Source organism: Streptomyces sp. ISL-12 (assembly GCF_018614415.1).
GTDB lineage: Bacteria > Actinomycetota > Actinomycetes > Streptomycetales > Streptomycetaceae > Streptomyces.
The window spans coordinates 1-16,387 of record NZ_JAGGOO010000011.1 but is presented as its reverse complement, the minus strand read 5'-3'; the positions used below and the strand labels follow the sequence as shown (position 1 = coordinate 16,387).

Genomic DNA, 16,387 nt, shown 5'->3' with positions numbered 1-16,387 from the left:
CCGGGTCAGGCGAAGAACCGGGCCAGCTCGGCGGGGGAGGGAGCCTGGGGATCGGCTCCCTCCGCGGTCCCCGCCGCCTGAGTGTCCGTGGCCGGGCCGGCGTTGCCGTCCCCGTCCCCCTCCCCGTCCGCATCCGCGTCCTGTGCCCCGTCTCCCGGACGCGGCACCGGAACCGGTGGCTCCGGCTGGTCGCCCTCCTCCGAGTTGACGGAGGCGAACATCCAGTTGGCCGCCGCGAGGTGGTCGACGGCGGCGGCCAGCAGGTGGTCCGTCACCGACCAGTCAGCGGCCTCGCCGTGCAGGTCTCGGTTGAGGGCGCTGTCCCGCGGCAGGTGCTTGATGAGCACCGCGAGCCGCCGGCTGGAGAGGCGTTCGCGGTGCCAGTCGAGCAGGTCCACCCCGTAGTGCCGGAGCAGGTCCGCTTCGAGAGCCTCGGCGTGTTCGTCGACGAACCCGACGAGGCTCAGCCTTCCCCCAGGCCGAGCCCGGTCTCCTTGCCGTAGGCCTCCAGGATGGCGGCGATGTCCTGCATGGTGACCTCGTACTGCTCGAAGCGGGCGAACTGCTGCTCGCCCATGAGCAGGCGGAGCAGGCCGTCCACGTCGTTGTCGTCGAGCTTGCGCAGCGCCTTCGCGGTCGCGCGGGACAGTTCCGTGGGCAGGGTGAAGCTCTCGCCGTCGAGCTCGAACGACCAGGTACGGCCGAGGGCTTCGAGGCGCTGGGCGCGGGCCGCGTTGACATCGAAACGGGACACGGAGGCTCCTTCGTCAGTGAGGGGGTGAGAGGGGGAGAGAGGGGGAGAGAGGGGCGGGGCGGTGTCGGCCGCCCCGCCCCTCGGTGGATCAGGCCGCCGAGGCGGCGTACGCGCCGTCCTTCATCACGAAGCTGGCCAGCGGCGAACCGTCCGGGGCGGCCATGGCGGTGAAGGTGATACCGAGCTGCGCCGGGGCCTTGCGGGCCAGCTTGATGTCGTCGGCCGCGGTGACCTGACCGCGCGGAATGCCGAGGCGGTACGTCACCGCCGTGCTGTCCGACCGGTCGGTGAACTCCAGGCCGAGGGCGCGGGCGTCGGCGTACGGACGGTCCGCGATGTTGTACTTGTAGACGCCCGCGGAGGTGGTGCCGCCCGCTGAGGCGACGCTGCCGCCGCCCATGAAGAACGGCAGCGTCTCCTCGTTGAACTGGAGCAGCGAGAACTTCAGCGTCAGGTCCCGGTCGGAGTAGACGAAGTGCACCGGGCTGATGGCCTGCCAGACGTCGACCGGCTCCAGCTTGTCCTTCTTGCTGAAGGTGACGCCGTCGCCGGAGGTGTAGCCGAGGTCCTGCCAGTCGGTGCCCCAGTCGCCGGCGGTGTCGGTGCTGGTGAACGTCTCCGGGATGGCCGTCCCGGCGTCGGCGATGAAGAGGCGGCCTACGCCGGCGATACGGATTTCGGAGGTGTTGGTGCCTGCCATGCTCGGACTCCTTGGTGATGGGTGATGGGTGATGGGTGAGAGGTGATACGGGGGTGTGTCCGGTCGCGCGGGACGGCGCCCGGACACGACGAAGGCCCCGCCGGGTGACGGGGCCTTCGGGCTGGTGGGGCGCCTCGCGGGGGCGGGGCGCGGGGTGGTCAGTAGACGTCGACCGCGACCTTCAGTACGCACACGTAGCGGTTGGCCGCGGCGTACAGGTAGTCGGGCATCCAGCGCGGGCCGTCCTGTTCGACGACGTCGGTGACGGCGTTCGTGCCGAAGGTGCGGCCCGCGGCGGCCAGCAGCGCGCGTCGGCCCGCGTTGGCCAGGGTGTGCGCGGTGGCCTTGTCCGGCCCGTACACCTCCAGCTCGATCAGCGGCTCGTCGACGTGCAGTTCGCCGACCCAGGCGCCGCCGCGCCGGTTGACCAGCACGGCTGCGGCCGTGCCGTCGAAGCCGGCGGGTGGTTCGACCGCGACGAGCGCGGTGGCCAGGGCGGGGTCGTCCTCCAGGATCTCGACGACCAGGCGCTCGACTTCGATGAAGGCGTTCGGGGGCGGGACGGGTGTGGTCATGCCGGTTCACCTCGGGGCGGCGGGGCGCGCGGGGCGCCGGGGCGGGGTACGTGCTGTGGGGCGAGGCTGTGCGGGGCCAGGCTGCGGGGCGCGGCCGAGGGGCCGCGGAGGCGCCGGGCGAGCGCCGCGCGGAGGGGCGGGGGAGGGGCGCGGCGCTACAGCCCGGCGGGACGGCGGGAACGCTGCTGCCCGAACCTGCGGGCACAGCTCCGCCGCTGCACCAACTGTGACATGGAGCGTGCGAGCGCGCAACTAATGGGTTGTGGTTCAAGGGCTTGACGGGCTCGGCGGGGTGCAATGGAAAAGGCGCTCCACGGTTCCGTGGGCGCCTGTGCGAGGGGGAGACCTGCGTGAGGGGAGAGTGGACGTCAGATGGAGGCGCGCGCCGGCCGGCCGCCGCCCTCGCCCTCGTCCCGTCCCTCCGTCGGCAGGAACTGCTCCACCACCCGTACGAACATCTCCCGCCGGTCCGCGGGCACTCCCAGGAGATCGGCGACCTCCTCCAGTGTCGGCCGGGGAGCGGCGACCGTGGCGTCGGGGCCGAAGGCCGGGCTGCTGCGCGTTTCGACCAGTTCATCCGCCGTCAGACGCCCTGAGCGGATCAGCATGTCGCGGACCGGGACCCCCAGGACGCGCGCGAGCCGCCGGGCCGTCTCCAGGTCGGGCATGCTCTGCCGCTGGAACAGCCGGGTGACGGCGGTGCGGTGCACCCCCGCTTCGTCGGCCACGCGGGACTTGCCGCCGCCGCGCGGGCTGTCGATGTCGTATCCGCGGTCGCGCATCAGGCCCTCGATCCACGCGGCGAAGGCGCTCAGCTCGGGGGAGTTCATCTCGGTCTCGCTCTCTTCGGGGTGGCCCGAAGTTTAGTGTGCTTGCGCACGCGGAATTACCTGCTCCCGGGACGGGGGATGATCGCAACAGTCCGTCATATGCCGGGTGTTCGTGTGGACTCTGCGTTACGCTGGGGATTAATTCGAACAGGATTTCGAACAGGACGGTGAGGTCATGACGACGATGAGCGGGCGGGGGCCGGTTGCCGGCGGTGACGGGGCATGGTGACCGGCGGGCCGCGGGAGCGCCTTGCCGATGTGACGGCCGCCGCGGTGGCGGTGGCCGTGGAATCAGCGCGGGCCGGCCGGTACACCGGTGAGGTCGGACGGACTCTGGCCGCCGTCGTGGGTGAGTTCGGGGCGCGATGCGTCGACGACGCGGAAGTACGGGGGTTCGCGACGGGGTGGCAGGAGGCGTTGGTGGCCCGGTCCTCCTCCGCCGTCAACGCCGGCCCTCGCTGATCGGGCCTCCGGCGGCCGGGCCACGGTCGCCGTGACCTACGTGGACGTCACGCGAAGTGACCGTCGCGCGCTGGCTGCCGCGGACCCTCCTCGATCGCTCACGGCGCCGGTCCCCGACGGTCCCCGACGGTCCCCGACGGTCCCCGACGGTGCCCGTTGCCGTCCGGACGAGATGGCCCCCGGTCCTGGTGAGAGCCGGGGGCGTTGTCATGCGGCGGAGTGGCGGAGTGGCGGAGTGGCGGAGCGGCGGAGCGGCGGAGCGGCGGGGTCGCGGGGTGGCGGGGTGGTGGGGTCAGTCGGTGCGGTCGCGGAGTGGACGGGCCCGGGTGGTGCGTTCGGCGGCGAAGACGTCCTCCAGGCGGTAGAGGTGGGTGCGGCCCTGGCGGCCGGCCGGGCTGAGGTGGCCGAGCTGGACCCACTTGCGGATCGTCGCCGGGACGACCCCGGCCTCCTGCGCGGCCAGGACGCCGGTCACCAGGGTGGCGCCGGCGGCGTACGGGCGAGACGTCATCGGCGTTCACCCGCCGAACGCGTACCCGTCAGGGCCTCCCACGCGTCCCGCTCCCACAGGTGGCGGAAGGCCGGGTCGGTGGCGCAGTCGCACTCCGTGTTCCCGCACCGACAGCCGGGGTTGACGCACAGCACGGCGTCCCGGTCGGGGAAGGCGCGCAGGGAGACGGAGTCGCACCACGGGCAGCGGCCGGGCAGCCGGACCATGGTCTCGGTCTCGCCCAGGGCGCGGGCGCAGCGGCGGGCCATCCGGCGCAGTTCGTCGCGCGCGTGGCGGGCGAGCAAGGGGTCGGCGGCCGTCTTGCCGAGCAGTCCGCCGATGCGGGTCAGCCGTTCCGGCACCGAGGCGCGGCGGGGGCGGCCGAGACCGAGCCGGTCGTACAGGGCCTCCTCCAGTTCCACCACGCCGTCCGTGATGTCGCGCAGCGCGTCCGACACGTGCAGCCGGACGGGGGCCGCCGAGTGGCCCGGGACGGCGAGGCCGTGCTCCTTCTCGTTGCGCAACGCCTCCGCGCGCTCCTCGCGGAGCAGAGCGGCCAGGGCGGCGCGCTCCGCAGGGCCGGGAGCGCGCCGGGCGGTGGTGGCACGGGCGCCTGCCGACGGAGCCAGCTCGTCGAGGAGGTCGGGGAATCGGCGCAGCAGGGTCGTCGCCCACAGGGCCGCGTCCCGCGCGGGACCGGCGCCGTCGTCCGGCGCCCGCATGCTCCGTCGAGCCTCGTTCTCGTCCTCGTCCGGGGTGGCGGCTGCCGGTGCGGCCGGGTGCTCGGTCATGGCGTGGCCCTTCTCGTGCGGGTGGTACGGGATCGGGGAAAAGGAGTGCTCCGGCTTACGCGGCCGTCGTGCGGCGCCGTCCGCCCCGGTCCAGCGGGACCGGGCGGCCGTTGTGCCACAGCCGGCCCGCGCACACGCCGTCGAACCAGCTGTCGGCGGGGGCCACCGTCGCCTCGCAGAGCCGTACGACCGGACAACGGGCGCAGGCGGCGAGGGCCGGGGCGGCCTGGGCGGGGCGACCGGCGAAGACCGCCTCGGGCGGCAGCCCGGTGCAGGCGGCCGAGGCAGTCCAGCTGTGGTCGACGGCGGTGAGAGGAGCGAGGTCCATGAGGTCTCCGAGGAACGCGAGCAGTGCGAGGCGTGCGGGATGCCGGGGTGGCGGGCGGCGGGGGAGGAGCGAGGGAACGGCGCCGAAGGCACACTGACAGATTGCGTGCGAGCTCGCAACGATAATCTGACGGTGTGGTTCCGGATGGATACGGAGGGTGTGAGGTAGCGCCTCGCGGCGTCCGGAAGTAGCGCTTCCTCGACGAAATCTCCACATTGCGTCTGCGAAAGTTGTAATTCCGTGCGCGCAAGCGCGATAGCCTTGGGCCCGCTCTGAAGGGAGGCGAGCATCCGTGACAGTCAGCGAACTGGAAGCGTTCACGGCCTGGATCGAAGAGGTGATCCGTCGGCGGGGCTACGACATCGACAGTCCGCGCGGCGGCGGCAAGTCGCGCCTGGCCGATGAGGCGGGGGTGCACCGAGCCGCCATCACCCGGCTCCTGCAGGGCCAGAGCATGCCCGACCTGGAGACCATGCGGCGCCTGGCCCGCGTCCTCGACATCCCCGTACGGGAGATGCTGATCCGCTCCGGGCGGCTCACCGAGGAGGAACTGCCGCTGCCGTCGTCCCAGGACGCCCCTGACCGGCCCGGCGGCGGGGAACGGCTCACCCTGGAGGAGGCCGCCACGGCCCTCGGCGTTCCGGCTGAGCAGCGGGAGATGTTCCTGCGCGTCGCCGGGCAGTTCCTCCCGGCCGCCGCCGACCGTGAGTTCCCCACTCGCCGCAGCCGACGCGGCTGACCTCCGCGAGGGTCGCGGAGCGCGGGCAGGCGTGTTCTGGGCTGGGGAAAGGGGCGAGCGTTGAGCTGTGCGCGTCTGTCGTCCACGTGGCGGCCGGCCGAGCACCAGGAACGCCGTCCGTCTTCTCGGTCTTTTTCCGTCCAGCCCGGACGTACCGCTCCCATACGGCCTTCCGGCAGCGCATCATGGAGAGACCCCGCCCCTCGGGAGGTGCTCCGTGTCGCAACCGCCGTCGCCGTACCCGCCCTGGCAGCCCACGCCGCAACCGCAGCCGCCGCTGCAGCCGTGGCACGGCCAGGGTCAGGGCCAGGGCCAGGGGCAGCCGTCCATGCTCGCCTCCCACGCCGAGCGCGAGCGGGCCGTCGATGTGCTGCGGGCCGGGTACGGGGAGGGGCGGCTGGAGCACGCCGAGTTCGAGAAGCGGGTGGCGCGGGCGTACGAGGCGCGGACCGTGGGGGAGCTGGCGTTGCTCGTCGCTGATCTGCCGCAGGGGCCGGCGCCGCTCGGGCAGGGGGTGCCGGCGACGTTTCTGCCGCCTCCGCCGGTCACCAACGGCAAGGCGGTCGGGGCGCTGGTCTGCGGGGTGCTCACGGTGGCCACGGCCGGGCTGAGCGGGGTGCCCGCGGTCATCCTCGGGCATGCGGCGCGGGCCGAGATGCGGCGGAGCGGGGAACGTGGCGAGGGGCTGGCCATGACCGGGCTGGTGCTGGGGTGGCTGTCGGTGGCCGGGTGGGTGTTCTTCGTCCTGCTGCTGGTCGTGGCGGGGCTGGTCTCGGCCGGCTGAGCGCGTTTTCGGTGCGGTGTCTTGACAGGGGCCGCATGGCGATGCAGGTCGCCGCCCATTTGTTTTGACCACAGCGAATGCGGTAGGTACGCTCAGACCTTGTGCCTGGGGTGTGCCCTGGCTCCTGTGCGTGCCTGTGAACCGTACGGGGGTCCGCGAGCGGCCACCGTAATCTGTGCTCTTTTCGCCTCGCGGCGGGAGTCCGCCGGATTCGACACACCCGACCGCGTGGGTCGGCGACGTTCCAGGTTAGCTGTACCCATCGGCACAAGAGACCGGAGAAGTAGTGCCTACGATCCAGCAGCTGGTCCGAAAGGGCCGGCAGGACAAGGTCGAGAAGAACAAGACGCCCGCACTCGAGGGTTCTCCTCAGCGCCGCGGCGTCTGCACGCGTGTGTTCACGACCACCCCGAAGAAGCCGAACTCGGCCCTGCGTAAGGTCGCGCGTGTGCGTCTGACCAGCGGGATCGAGGTCACCGCTTACATTCCGGGTGAGGGGCACAACCTGCAGGAGCACTCCATCGTGCTCGTGCGCGGCGGCCGTGTGAAGGACCTGCCGGGTGTTCGCTACAAGATCATCCGCGGCTCCCTCGACACCCAGGGTGTCAAGAACCGCAAGCAGGCTCGCAGCCGCTACGGCGCCAAGAAGGAGAAGTAAGAATGCCTCGTAAGGGCCCCGCCCCGAAGCGTCCGGTCATCATCGACCCGGTCTACGGCTCTCCTCTGGTGACCTCCCTGATCAACAAGGTGCTGCTCAACGGCAAGCGCTCCACCGCCGAGCGCATCGTCTACGGCGCCATGGAGGGTCTGCGTGAGAAGACGGGCAACGACCCGATCATCACGCTGAAGCGCGCGCTGGAGAACATCAAGCCGACCCTCGAGGTCAAGTCCCGCCGTGTCGGTGGCGCCACGTACCAGGTGCCGATCGAGGTCAAGCCCGGTCGCGCCAACACGCTCGCGCTGCGCTGGCTCGTCGGTTACTCCCGCGCCCGTCGCGAGAAGACCATGACCGAGCGTCTGCTCAACGAGCTTCTCGACGCCTCGAACGGCCTCGGTGCGGCCGTCAAGAAGCGCGAGGACACGCACAAGATGGCCGAGTCCAACAAGGCCTTCGCGCACTACCGCTGGTAGTCGCTACCCCCATCGAGACCGAGAGAAGACTGAAGCCTTATGGCTACCACTTCACTTGACCTGGCCAAGGTCCGCAACATCGGGATCATGGCCCACATCGACGCGGGCAAGACGACCACCACCGAGCGGATCCTGTTCTACACCGGTGTGTCGTACAAGATCGGTGAGGTCCACGACGGCGCCGCCACGATGGACTGGATGGAGCAGGAGCAGGAGCGTGGCATCACGATCACCTCTGCTGCCACCACCTGTCACTGGCAGATGGAAGACGTCGACCACACCATCAACATCATCGACACGCCGGGCCACGTCGACTTCACCGTCGAGGTGGAGCGTTCGCTGCGGGTGCTCGACGGTGCCGTGACGGTGTTCGACGGCGTCGCCGGTGTCGAGCCGCAGTCCGAGACGGTGTGGCGTCAGGCGGACCGCTACGGCGTCCCGCGCATCTGCTTCGTCAACAAGCTCGACCGCACGGGTGCCGAGTTCCACCGCTGCGTCGACATGATCTCCGACCGCCTGGGCGCGCAGCCGCTGGTCATGCAGCTGCCGATCGGCGCGGAGGCGGACTTCAAGGGCGTCGTCGACCTCGTGACGATGAAGGCCTTCGTCTGGTCCGCCGAGGCGACCAAGGGCGAGATGTACGACATCGTCGATATCCCGGACACCCACACCGAGGCTGCCGAGGAGTACCGCGGCAAGCTTCTGGAGGCCGTCGCCGAGAACGACGAAGAGCTGATGGAGCTGTACCTGGAGGGCGAGGAGCCCTCCGTGGAGCAGCTGTACGCGGCGATCCGCCGTATCACCATCGCCTCCGGCAAGGGTGAGGGCACCACCGTCACCCCCGTCTTCTGCGGCACCGCGTTCAAGAACAAGGGCGTCCAGCCCCTGCTCGACGCGGTCGTGCGCTACCTCCCCTCCCCCCTGGACGTCGAGGCCATCGAGGGCCAGGACGTGAAGGACCCGGAGAAGGTCATCGCGCGCAAGCCGTCGGACGACGAGCCGCTCGCGGCGCTGGCGTTCAAGATCATGAGCGACCCGCACCTCGGCAAGCTCACCTTCGTCCGCGTGTACTCCGGCCGTCTGGAGTCCGGCACCTCCGTGCTGAACTCCGTCAAGGGCCGCAAGGAGCGCATCGGCAAGATCTACCGCATGCACGCCAACAAGCGTGAGGAGATCGACGCGGTGGGCGCCGGCGACATCGTCGCGGTGATGGGTCTCAAGCAGACCACCACCGGTGAGACGCTGTCCGACGAGAAGAACCCGGTGATCCTGGAGTCCATGGACTTCCCGGCGCCGGTCATCGAGGTCGCGATCGAGCCCAAGTCCAAGGGCGACCAGGAGAAGCTGGGTGTCGCCATCCAGCGTCTCGCGGAGGAGGACCCCTCCTTCCAGGTGTCCACCAACGAGGAGACCGGCCAGACCGTCATCGGCGGTATGGGCGAGCTTCACCTCGAGGTGCTGGTCGACCGGATGAAGCGCGAGTTCAAGGTCGAGGCCAACGTCGGCAAGCCGCAGGTCGCGTACCGTGAGACGATCCGCAAGGCCGTCGAGCGCGTCGACTACACGCACAAGAAGCAGACCGGTGGTACCGGCCAGTTCGCCAAGGTGCAGATCGCGATCGAGCCGATCGAGGGCGGCGACGCCTCGTACGAGTTCGTCAACAAGGTCACCGGTGGCCGTGTGCCGAAGGAGTACATCCCTTCGGTGGACGCCGGCGCGCAGGAGGCCATGCAGTTCGGCATCCTCGCCGGTTACGAGATGACCGGTGTCCGCGTGACGCTGCTCGACGGTGCCTACCACGAGGTCGACTCCTCCGAGCTGGCGTTCAAGATCGCCGGTTCGCAGGCCTTCAAGGAGGCCGCGCGCAAGGCGAGCCCCGTGCTGCTCGAGCCGATGATGGCCGTCGAGGTCACCACGCCCGAGGACTACATGGGTGACGTCATCGGCGACATCAACTCCCGCCGTGGCCAGATCCAGGCCATGGAGGAGCGGGCCGGTGCCCGCGTCGTCAAGGGCCTCGTGCCCCTGTCGGAGATGTTCGGCTACGTCGGCGACCTCCGCAGCAAGACGTCGGGTCGCGCAAGCTACTCGATGCAGTTCGACTCCTACGCCGAGGTTCCGCGGAACGTCGCCGAGGAGATCATCGCGAAGGCCAAGGGCGAGTAACGAGGCTCCGTTTAACGGACCACGTTCCCACGCCTTAGGCTTGACTCCGGAGCCTGCATCAGGGCATTCCGTCGCGAACCGGCTACCCGCCGGGCCGTCGGCGGAAAGCCCCCCGGGCCCGGGCTATCCAGCAAAGATCACCTGGCGCCGATGAAGCAAGGCGTTCAGAACCACTCCAGGAGGACCCCCGTGGCGAAGGCGAAGTTCGAGCGGACTAAGCCGCACGTCAACATCGGCACCATCGGTCACATCGACCACGGTAAGACGACCCTCACGGCCGCCATTACCAAGGTGCTGCACGACGCGTACCCGGACCTGAACGAGGCCTCGGCCTTCGACCAGATCGACAAGGCTCCCGAGGAGCGCCAGCGCGGTATCACCATCTCCATCGCGCACGTCGAGTACCAGACCGAGACGCGTCACTACGCCCACGTCGACTGCCCCGGTCACGCGGACTACATCAAGAACATGATCACGGGTGCGGCGCAGATGGACGGCGCCATCCTCGTGGTCGCCGCCACCGACGGCCCGATGCCGCAGACCAAGGAGCACGTGCTCCTGGCCCGCCAGGTCGGCGTTCCGTACATCGTCGTCGCCCTGAACAAGGCCGACATGGTGGACGACGAGGAGATCCTGGAGCTCGTCGAGCTCGAGGTCCGTGAGCTCCTCTCCGAGTACGAGTTCCCGGGCGACGACCTGCCGGTCGTCAAGGTCTCCGCCCTGAAGGCCCTCGAGGGCGACAAGGAGTGGGGCCAGTCCGTCCTCGACCTGATGAAGGCCGTGGACGAGTCCATTCCGGAGCCCGAGCGCGACGTCGACAAGCCGTTCCTGATGCCGATCGAGGACGTCTTCACCATCACCGGTCGCGGTACGGTCGTCACCGGCCGCATCGAGCGTGGTGTCCTCAAGGTCAACGAGACCGTCGACATCATCGGCATCAAGCAGGACAAGACCACCACCACGGTCACCGGCATCGAGATGTTCCGCAAGCTGCTCGACGAGGGCCAGGCCGGTGAGAACGTCGGTCTGCTGCTCCGCGGCATCAAGCGCGAGGACGTCGAGCGCGGCCAGGTCATCATCAAGCCGGGCTCGGTCACCCCGCACACCGAGTTCGAGGCGCAGGCCTACATCCTGTCCAAGGACGAGGGTGGCCGCCACACGCCGTTCTTCAACAACTACCGTCCGCAGTTCTACTTCCGTACGACGGACGTGACCGGCGTCGTGACCCTCCCCGAGGGCACCGAGATGGTCATGCCGGGTGACAACACCGAGATGAAGGTGGAGCTCATCCAGCCCGTCGCCATGGAAGAGGGCCTGAAGTTCGCCATCCGCGAGGGTGGCCGGACCGTGGGCGCCGGCCAGGTCACCAAGATCAACAAGTGATCTGACCTGTCCTGAGTGGCTCGGAGGGGCCCGTACGACTTCGGTCGTGCGGGCCCCTTCGCCGTGTCCGGGTGTGGGTGTGTCGACTGAACGGAGCGGTGTTCCGTATCGTAACGGAACATGGTTCCGCTTAGTGGAGGGCGCATCATGAGCGCACCGACCCCTGTTCTCTCGTACAGCCCCGTCGTCCTGCCGGTGCCCGGACGTCCCGTGGACCTCCAGGTGCGGGTCACCGTGCCCGCGACCGGGGCGGCCGGCCTGCCCGTCATCCTCTTCTCGCACGGTCACGGCCCCTCGAACCACCTCTCCTCCCTGAACGGCTACGCGCCGCTCGCGCACGCCTGGGCCGCGCAGGGCTTCGCCGTCGTGCAGCCCACCCACCTCAGCTCCCGGACGCTGAGCCACCTGCACAGCGGACCCGGCTCCGGGTCCCTGTTCTGGCGCTCGCGTGCCGAGGACATGACGCACGTCCTCGACCGGCTCGACGTGGTCGAGGCCGCGGTGCCGGGGCTCGCCGGGCGGATCGACCACGGCAAGGTCGCCGTCGCCGGGCACTCGCTCGGCGGCCACACCGCGAGCCTGCTGCTCGGGGCGCGGGCCACCGACCCCGACGACGGGCGGGTGGTGAGCCTGCTCGAACCCCGCATCAAGGCGGGCGTGCTGCTGGCCGCGCCCGGCCGGGGCGGGGACGTGCTGACCGGCCCGATGACCGAGGCGGTCCCGGTCTTCCGGTCCATCGACTTCTCCACGATGACGACGCCCGCCCTGGTCGTCGCCGGTGACGAGGACGACTCCCGGCACTTCACGGACCTGGGCCCGGACTGGCACGCCGACCCCTACCACCTCGCTCCCGGCCCCAAGTCCCTGCTCACCGTGTTCGGCGCGGGACACGGCCTCGGCGGGATCGCCGGGTACGACGCCGCGGAGACGACGGACGAGGACCCGGCGCGGGTCGCGGCCGTCGCCCGGCTCGCCGCGGCGTACCTGCGCGGTGCGCTCGTCCCCGGAGACGGCGCCTGGAAGACGGCGTGCGACGAGCTGGCGGCGGAGGCCGAGCCGGTGGGGCGGGTCGCGTCCAAGCAGGGCGAGCGGGGTGAGTAGGGCGAGCGGGGAGAGTCGGGCGAGCGGGGTCCGATTTGATCACAGGCCGCGCATAGGTATGGGCATTGTCAGTGCCGGGAGGAAAACTGGTCCCGCGACATGTCCCGTCTCTTGCCTGTGAGTGAACCGTGAGTAACTCGTCCGGTGACGAACCGTCCCTTTCCGACGCCGAGCTGGAGGCGTTCCTGAAGGACGCCGCCGAGGGCTCCCCGGGCGGGGGAGCAGCGCCGCCCGAGGAGCCCTCGGCGCGGGCGCGGATGGTGGCGCGGCGGCTGCGGGAGGAGGAGGAAGCCGCCCGGCGGCGGAAGAAGGGCCGGCAGGCCGACCCGCCCGGGTGGCGTACCGGCCCCGCGTGGGACGAGCTGAACGGCCGGCGTACGCGCCGGCGCCGTGTCCTCGCCGTGGCCGGCGTGGTGCTCGCCGCGGCCGTCGCCGTCGTGGCCGTACGGCCCTCGCTCCTGCTGGACCGCTTCGGTGACACGGGGACGACGGAGGCGAAGTCCCCGGACTCCGGGCTGCCCACCCGCGCGGAGCCGTTCCGCGGGTCGCCCGCGCTGGGCTGGGCCGACGGCGCGGAAGGGATCGAGCTGCCGAAGGCGAAGGCGGTCGGCGGCATGAGCGAGGCGGACGTGGCGTCCGCGCTGCGGATGACCAAGGAACTGCTGGTCGCCTCCCACCTCGACCCGGATGTGCTCGGCGGTGAGCGCCCGGAGAAGGCGATCGGTCTGCTCGACCCGAAGAGTCCCGGCCTGACGGACCAGGTGGAGCGGTCGCTGAGCGACCCGAGCCGGGAGGACGACCCGCTGACGCTGTTCACCCGGTTCGACCCGGACGAGGCCAGGGTCATCGGGGGCGCGGTGAAGGTGCGCGGGGAGATGACGTACGAGGCCGGCGACCCGGGCTCGGTCGAGGTGCACGCCGACTACACCTTCGTCTACGCCGTCGAGCGGGTCGGGGGCGACGAGGCCGTCGACCGTACGATCGTCCGCCGGGACGTGACGATGATGCTGGCCGACCCGGAGCGGTGGGAGGCCACCGAGGGGCGGCTGCTGCCGAAGTCGTACTACGCCGACTTCGGCAACACCGCGTGCGAGGTGTACGACGGTTACCTCCACCCGTCCTTCACGGGCGCGTCCGCCACGGGCTCGCCGGCGACGGGGCCGGAGGTCGATCCGTACGACCGGAGCGAGCCGTTGACGGGGAAGCGGGACATGACCTGCGGGAAGGTCACGAGAACCTGACGCTCCCCTGCTGGGCGCGCTTCTGGGAGCTGTCAGTCGATGACCTCGTCGAGGGAGGTCGCGGTCACGGCTCGCAGGAGCCAGGTGTGCAGCAGCTCGGGATCACCGCAGTGGGTGATGCGCTCGCGTGCCTCCGGCGGGACGTCGATGCCGCGCTGGGCGAGGACGTCGAGGACGTCCTTGACCGCCTGTTGGGTTTCGCCTTCGGCGCGGCCTTCGGCGCGGCCTTCGGTGCGCGCTTTCTCGGTCGCCTTCTGGAAGAAGTCCGACTGGTAGAAATCAAGGTCCACGACCACCAGTTTGCTCCAGATCTCTGCGGCGGGCAGCTTGCCCAGTCCTCGGAAGATGAGTTCGACGAAGGGAATGCTGACGGGCTCCGGTTCGTCCATGAGCGCCGTCGACATGGCCTTCAGTATGCCCTCGATGTCCGGGCTCGCGCCGTGGACGATCGCGGCCAGCGCGGCCAGGGCGAGGTCTTCGCGGACCTGGTCCGGGTCGGTGATCACCGGCATGTTGTGGGGGCCGGCGACGATGGGCCGAACGGTCAGCGAGGGCCATGAGCAGAACCCGATGGGCTCCGGTCGGGCCGCCCACTCGGCCGTGGCGCGGTCCTGGCAGACCACGAGGAGGAGGGGCGGCAGGCGGTACTTGCTGCGCAGGTAGGCGAGGTAGTAACTCCAGCTGACCGATTTCTCCGGGTCCTTTTTCCGCTGTGCCTCGATGGCGAGCAGGAAGGACCCGTCGTGCCGGGTCTCGATGCGGAGCAGAGTGTCGATACGGCGTTCGATGGGCTCCGTCTCCGTCACGTCGTTGGGCAGCACGCTGACCGAGACGGGCGGTGGCAGAGGGACGCCGAGGGCTTGGGAGACGCGGGAGAAGAGCGTCGGGTGGTCCTGGAAGACGCGGTGCATCGCCTCGTGCGACGAGCTGACCATGGAGTTCCTTGCGGGGTTACGGGTGGGTGGGTGTGCGGCGGAGGTCTTCCAGGGCGCTGAGGCTGAGGGTGCCGTCCGCCTCGGTGAGCTCGCGCAGTACGGCGATCTCGCGCAGCAGGGGGACCGCCTCCGCCGGTTCGGCCGGGTCGGCGGCGGGTGTGCCGGTCGGCAGCGACTGGATGTGGACGGCCACGCCGATGGCCAGGCCGGAGAGTTCGCTGTGTTGCGCGAGGTGGTTGCCGATCACCACGAAGTGGGTGGTGTGGCGGGTGTTTTCGTGCATCACGCCGGAGCGGGGAGGGCAAGGCGCGATAGGGTTTTGGTATCCATCGGGAAGGTCTCTTCTTCCTGGGTGGTGAGGCCCTCGCTCCGGGATTGCCGTCCCTGCGGGGGCCGTTCTGTTGCCGCTGAGCGTAGGGCAGTTGGGGGACGTGAACGCCAGCCCGGCCGGTGATGTTCACCCGGGCGAGTGAGCGGGTGCCACGGGGGCGCTCGCGGCACCGGAGTTCGGAGAATCGGGTTCCGGTGGCGTGAGGCGCAGTTCCGCCCACACGGTCTTGCACGGGAAGCGGTCGTCCGCTACCCCCCAGCGGTCGGCCAACGCGTCGACGAGCAGCAGGCCACGGCCGGTTTCGGCGTCCGGCGGCGTGTCCTGGGGTTTGGGGAGGCGGTCGCCCTGTGTGTCGGTGACCTCGATGCGGAGGGTGCCGTCGATGACGTGGAGTACCAGGCGGAAGTCGCGGCCCTGGACTCGGCCGTGGGTCGCGGCGTTGGCCGCCAGTTCGGCGACGAGGAGGTCGGCGGGGTGGGTGGGGAGGCCCCAGGAGCGGAGTTGCTCGGTCGACAGGAGACGGGCGAGGCGGGCACCTCGGGGTGTTGAGGAGAGCCGCACGTTGAAGGGGCATTTCTGATTCACGTCACTCAGCGTGGCGTTCCTTGCTTACCGTGGACAGTGACTCTGCGGATGCGTGCCGTGACTGTCCGGAGCTTGTCCTGGGCGTCCGGGGCTGTCGGTGCGGGGTGGAGGGGTAGGGCGGTGGGTGACGTTGCGGGTTCGGCGAAGGGGTGGTGCGTGATGGCCGTCGAGGTGGATGAGCCGGGGTGGGAGGTCGACCCGGACGATGAGTGGGGGGTCGCGGTCATTGCGACGGTGGGGCGGCAGTTGAAGTTGCGGAGGGAGGCTGCGGGGATGGGGGCCGCCGAGTTCGGGGCGGCGATCGGGTACGGGGAGGACCTGGTCTACAAGGTCGAGGGTGGGCGGCGGATTCCTCGGCAGACGTATCTGGACAGGTCGGATCGAGTACTCAACGCGGGTGGGCTCATTTCCGCGACCTGGGAGGACGTGAAGAAGGTCCGGTACCCGAAGAGGGTTCGGGCACAGGGGCAGGCGGAGGCGAAGGCGGTTGAGATCGCCGTGTACCAGAGCAACAGCATCAACGGGTTGTTGCAGACGCCGGAGCATGCGCGAGCTGTGATCGGAGCCGCGCAGCCGCCGTACTCACCGGACGACGTAGAGCGCATGGTGGCCGCGCGGATCGCCCGGCGGGCGGTCTTCGAGCGTTCACCCGCTCCCGCGCTCAGCTTCGTCCTGGAAGAAGGGGTGGTGCGTCGTCCCATCGGAGGCACAATGGTCTGGCGTCCGCAGCTCGAACGTCTGCTGGAGGTGGGGCAGTTGCACAATGTCGTGCTTCAGGTGATGCCGATGGACTGCGAGACTCACTCCGGGACGGACGGCACGATCGAGTTGCTGAAGTTCGAGGACGGGTCGGCGGTCGGCCGATCCGATGGGGCGTTCAACGGGCGACCGACCTCGGACCCCAAGCACCTCCGCATCCTGGAGCTGCGGTATGGCACGATCCGAGCCCAGGCGCTCTCTCCGCGGGAGTCGCTGGTCTTCATCGAACAACTGCTGGGAGAGACATGATCCGCAAGACCACCGCCGGAGACGCCTCTGAGCTGGCGTGGTTCAAGAGCAGC

General features: G+C 70.1%; 21 protein-coding genes. 10 read left to right on the top strand and 11 right to left on the bottom strand.

Annotation, left to right across the window (positions count from 1 at the left end):
* Positions 1 to 5 precede the first annotated feature (5 nt).
* The 5 genes from J7I94_RS03085 to J7I94_RS03065 all read right to left on the bottom strand — a co-directional run bounded on the left by J7I94_RS03085 (position 6) and on the right by J7I94_RS03065 (position 2,859).
* On the bottom strand, positions 6 to 398 hold the full coding sequence (locus J7I94_RS03085) for a hypothetical protein (RefSeq protein ID WP_215164896.1): 393 nt from the start codon (positions 396 to 398) through the stop codon (positions 6 to 8).
* A gap of 65 nt (positions 399 to 463) precedes the next feature.
* Complete coding sequence (locus J7I94_RS03080; protein WP_190206109.1) at positions 464 to 754, bottom strand: hypothetical protein; 291 nt, start codon at positions 752 to 754, stop codon at positions 464 to 466.
* A gap of 88 nt (positions 755 to 842) precedes the next feature.
* Positions 843 to 1,454: a phage tail protein gene (locus J7I94_RS03075; protein WP_215164894.1), complete on the bottom strand. Its 612-nt coding sequence runs from the start codon at positions 1,452 to 1,454 to the stop codon at positions 843 to 845.
* A gap of 158 nt (positions 1,455 to 1,612) precedes the next feature.
* Positions 1,613 to 2,029, bottom strand: coding sequence for a hypothetical protein (locus tag J7I94_RS03070; RefSeq protein ID WP_215164892.1), 417 nt, complete (start codon positions 2,027 to 2,029; stop codon positions 1,613 to 1,615).
* Positions 2,030 to 2,397: 368 nt separating this feature from the next.
* The gene (locus tag J7I94_RS03065; RefSeq protein WP_215164891.1) at positions 2,398 to 2,859 is read right to left on the bottom strand and encodes a helix-turn-helix transcriptional regulator; all 462 of its coding nucleotides are present in this window, start codon (positions 2,857 to 2,859) and stop codon (positions 2,398 to 2,400) included.
* A 222-nt stretch (positions 2,860 to 3,081) separates the two neighbouring features.
* On the opposite strand from J7I94_RS03065, the gene J7I94_RS03060 reads away from it, so the two are divergent.
* Positions 3,082 to 3,321 carry a hypothetical protein gene (locus tag J7I94_RS03060; protein WP_251074579.1) on the top strand — a complete coding sequence of 80 codons (240 nt, stop codon included), beginning with the start codon at positions 3,082 to 3,084 and terminating at the stop codon, positions 3,319 to 3,321.
* Between the two features lie 292 nt (positions 3,322 to 3,613).
* On the opposite strand, the gene J7I94_RS03055 is transcribed toward J7I94_RS03060, so the two are convergent.
* The 3 genes from J7I94_RS03055 to J7I94_RS03045 form a co-directional block, all read right to left on the bottom strand.
* Positions 3,614 to 3,832: a hypothetical protein gene (locus J7I94_RS03055; RefSeq protein WP_215164890.1), complete on the bottom strand. Its 219-nt coding sequence runs from the start codon at positions 3,830 to 3,832 to the stop codon at positions 3,614 to 3,616.
* Positions 3,829 to 4,533, bottom strand: coding sequence for a hypothetical protein (locus J7I94_RS03050; protein WP_215164981.1), 705 nt, complete (start codon positions 4,531 to 4,533; stop codon positions 3,829 to 3,831). The genes J7I94_RS03055 and J7I94_RS03050 overlap by 4 nt, the downstream gene beginning before the upstream one ends.
* A 124-nt stretch (positions 4,534 to 4,657) precedes the next feature.
* Positions 4,658 to 4,930: a WhiB family transcriptional regulator gene (locus tag J7I94_RS03045; protein WP_215164889.1), complete on the bottom strand. Its 273-nt coding sequence runs from the start codon at positions 4,928 to 4,930 to the stop codon at positions 4,658 to 4,660.
* A 292-nt stretch (positions 4,931 to 5,222) separates the two neighbouring features.
* Here J7I94_RS03045 and J7I94_RS03040 point away from each other — a divergent pair, with 292 nt between their 5' ends.
* The 8 genes from J7I94_RS03040 (at position 5,223) to J7I94_RS03005 (ending at position 13,475) form a co-directional block, all read left to right on the top strand.
* Complete coding sequence (locus tag J7I94_RS03040) at positions 5,223 to 5,669, top strand: helix-turn-helix transcriptional regulator (protein WP_215164888.1); 447 nt, start codon at positions 5,223 to 5,225, stop codon at positions 5,667 to 5,669.
* Positions 5,670 to 5,886: 217 nt separating this feature from the next.
* The gene (locus tag J7I94_RS03035; RefSeq protein ID WP_374198353.1) at positions 5,887 to 6,453 is read left to right on the top strand and encodes a DUF1707 and DUF4190 domain-containing protein; all 567 of its coding nucleotides are present in this window, start codon (positions 5,887 to 5,889) and stop codon (positions 6,451 to 6,453) included.
* A 286-nt stretch (positions 6,454 to 6,739) separates the two neighbouring features.
* Entirely contained in the window at positions 6,740 to 7,111 is a 372-nt protein-coding gene (gene rpsL / locus J7I94_RS03030) for a 30S ribosomal protein S12 (RefSeq protein WP_003948652.1), read from the top strand.
* A gap of 2 nt (positions 7,112 to 7,113) precedes the next feature.
* Entirely contained in the window at positions 7,114 to 7,584 is a 471-nt protein-coding gene (gene rpsG / locus J7I94_RS03025; protein WP_003992340.1) for a 30S ribosomal protein S7, read from the top strand.
* A 39-nt stretch (positions 7,585 to 7,623) separates the two neighbouring features.
* Positions 7,624 to 9,750 carry an elongation factor G gene (gene fusA, locus J7I94_RS03020; RefSeq protein WP_215164887.1) on the top strand — a complete coding sequence of 709 codons (2,127 nt, stop codon included), beginning with the start codon at positions 7,624 to 7,626 and terminating at the stop codon, positions 9,748 to 9,750.
* A 189-nt stretch (positions 9,751 to 9,939) separates the two neighbouring features.
* On the top strand, positions 9,940 to 11,133 hold the full coding sequence (gene tuf, locus J7I94_RS03015) for an elongation factor Tu (protein WP_215164886.1): 1,194 nt from the start codon (positions 9,940 to 9,942) through the stop codon (positions 11,131 to 11,133).
* Positions 11,134 to 11,280: 147 nt separating this feature from the next.
* Positions 11,281 to 12,234 carry a chlorophyllase gene (locus J7I94_RS03010; RefSeq protein WP_251074578.1) on the top strand — a complete coding sequence of 318 codons (954 nt, stop codon included), beginning with the start codon at positions 11,281 to 11,283 and terminating at the stop codon, positions 12,232 to 12,234.
* A 128-nt stretch (positions 12,235 to 12,362) separates the two neighbouring features.
* Positions 12,363 to 13,475 carry a hypothetical protein gene (locus J7I94_RS03005; RefSeq protein WP_215164884.1) on the top strand — a complete coding sequence of 371 codons (1,113 nt, stop codon included), beginning with the start codon at positions 12,363 to 12,365 and terminating at the stop codon, positions 13,473 to 13,475.
* Positions 13,476 to 13,507: 32 nt separating this feature from the next.
* On the opposite strand, the gene J7I94_RS03000 is transcribed toward J7I94_RS03005, so the two are convergent.
* From J7I94_RS03000 to J7I94_RS02990, 3 genes are all read right to left on the bottom strand, one after another.
* Positions 13,508 to 14,410 (bottom strand): hypothetical protein, encoded by a 903-nt coding sequence (locus tag J7I94_RS03000; RefSeq protein ID WP_215164883.1) that lies wholly within the window; start codon positions 14,408 to 14,410, stop codon positions 13,508 to 13,510.
* Positions 14,411 to 14,426: 16 nt separating this feature from the next.
* Positions 14,427 to 14,693 (bottom strand): hypothetical protein, encoded by a 267-nt coding sequence (locus J7I94_RS39180; RefSeq protein ID WP_306521737.1) that lies wholly within the window; start codon positions 14,691 to 14,693, stop codon positions 14,427 to 14,429.
* Between the two features lie 174 nt (positions 14,694 to 14,867).
* Positions 14,868 to 15,335, bottom strand: coding sequence for an ATP-binding protein (locus J7I94_RS02990; protein ID WP_215164979.1), 468 nt, complete (start codon positions 15,333 to 15,335; stop codon positions 14,868 to 14,870).
* Positions 15,336 to 15,485: 150 nt separating this feature from the next.
* On the opposite strand from J7I94_RS02990, the gene J7I94_RS02985 reads away from it, so the two are divergent.
* A complete protein-coding gene (locus J7I94_RS02985; protein WP_215164978.1) occupies positions 15,486 to 16,334 on the top strand; it encodes a helix-turn-helix transcriptional regulator in 849 nt (282 codons plus the stop codon).
* Positions 16,335 to 16,387 lie beyond the last annotated feature (53 nt).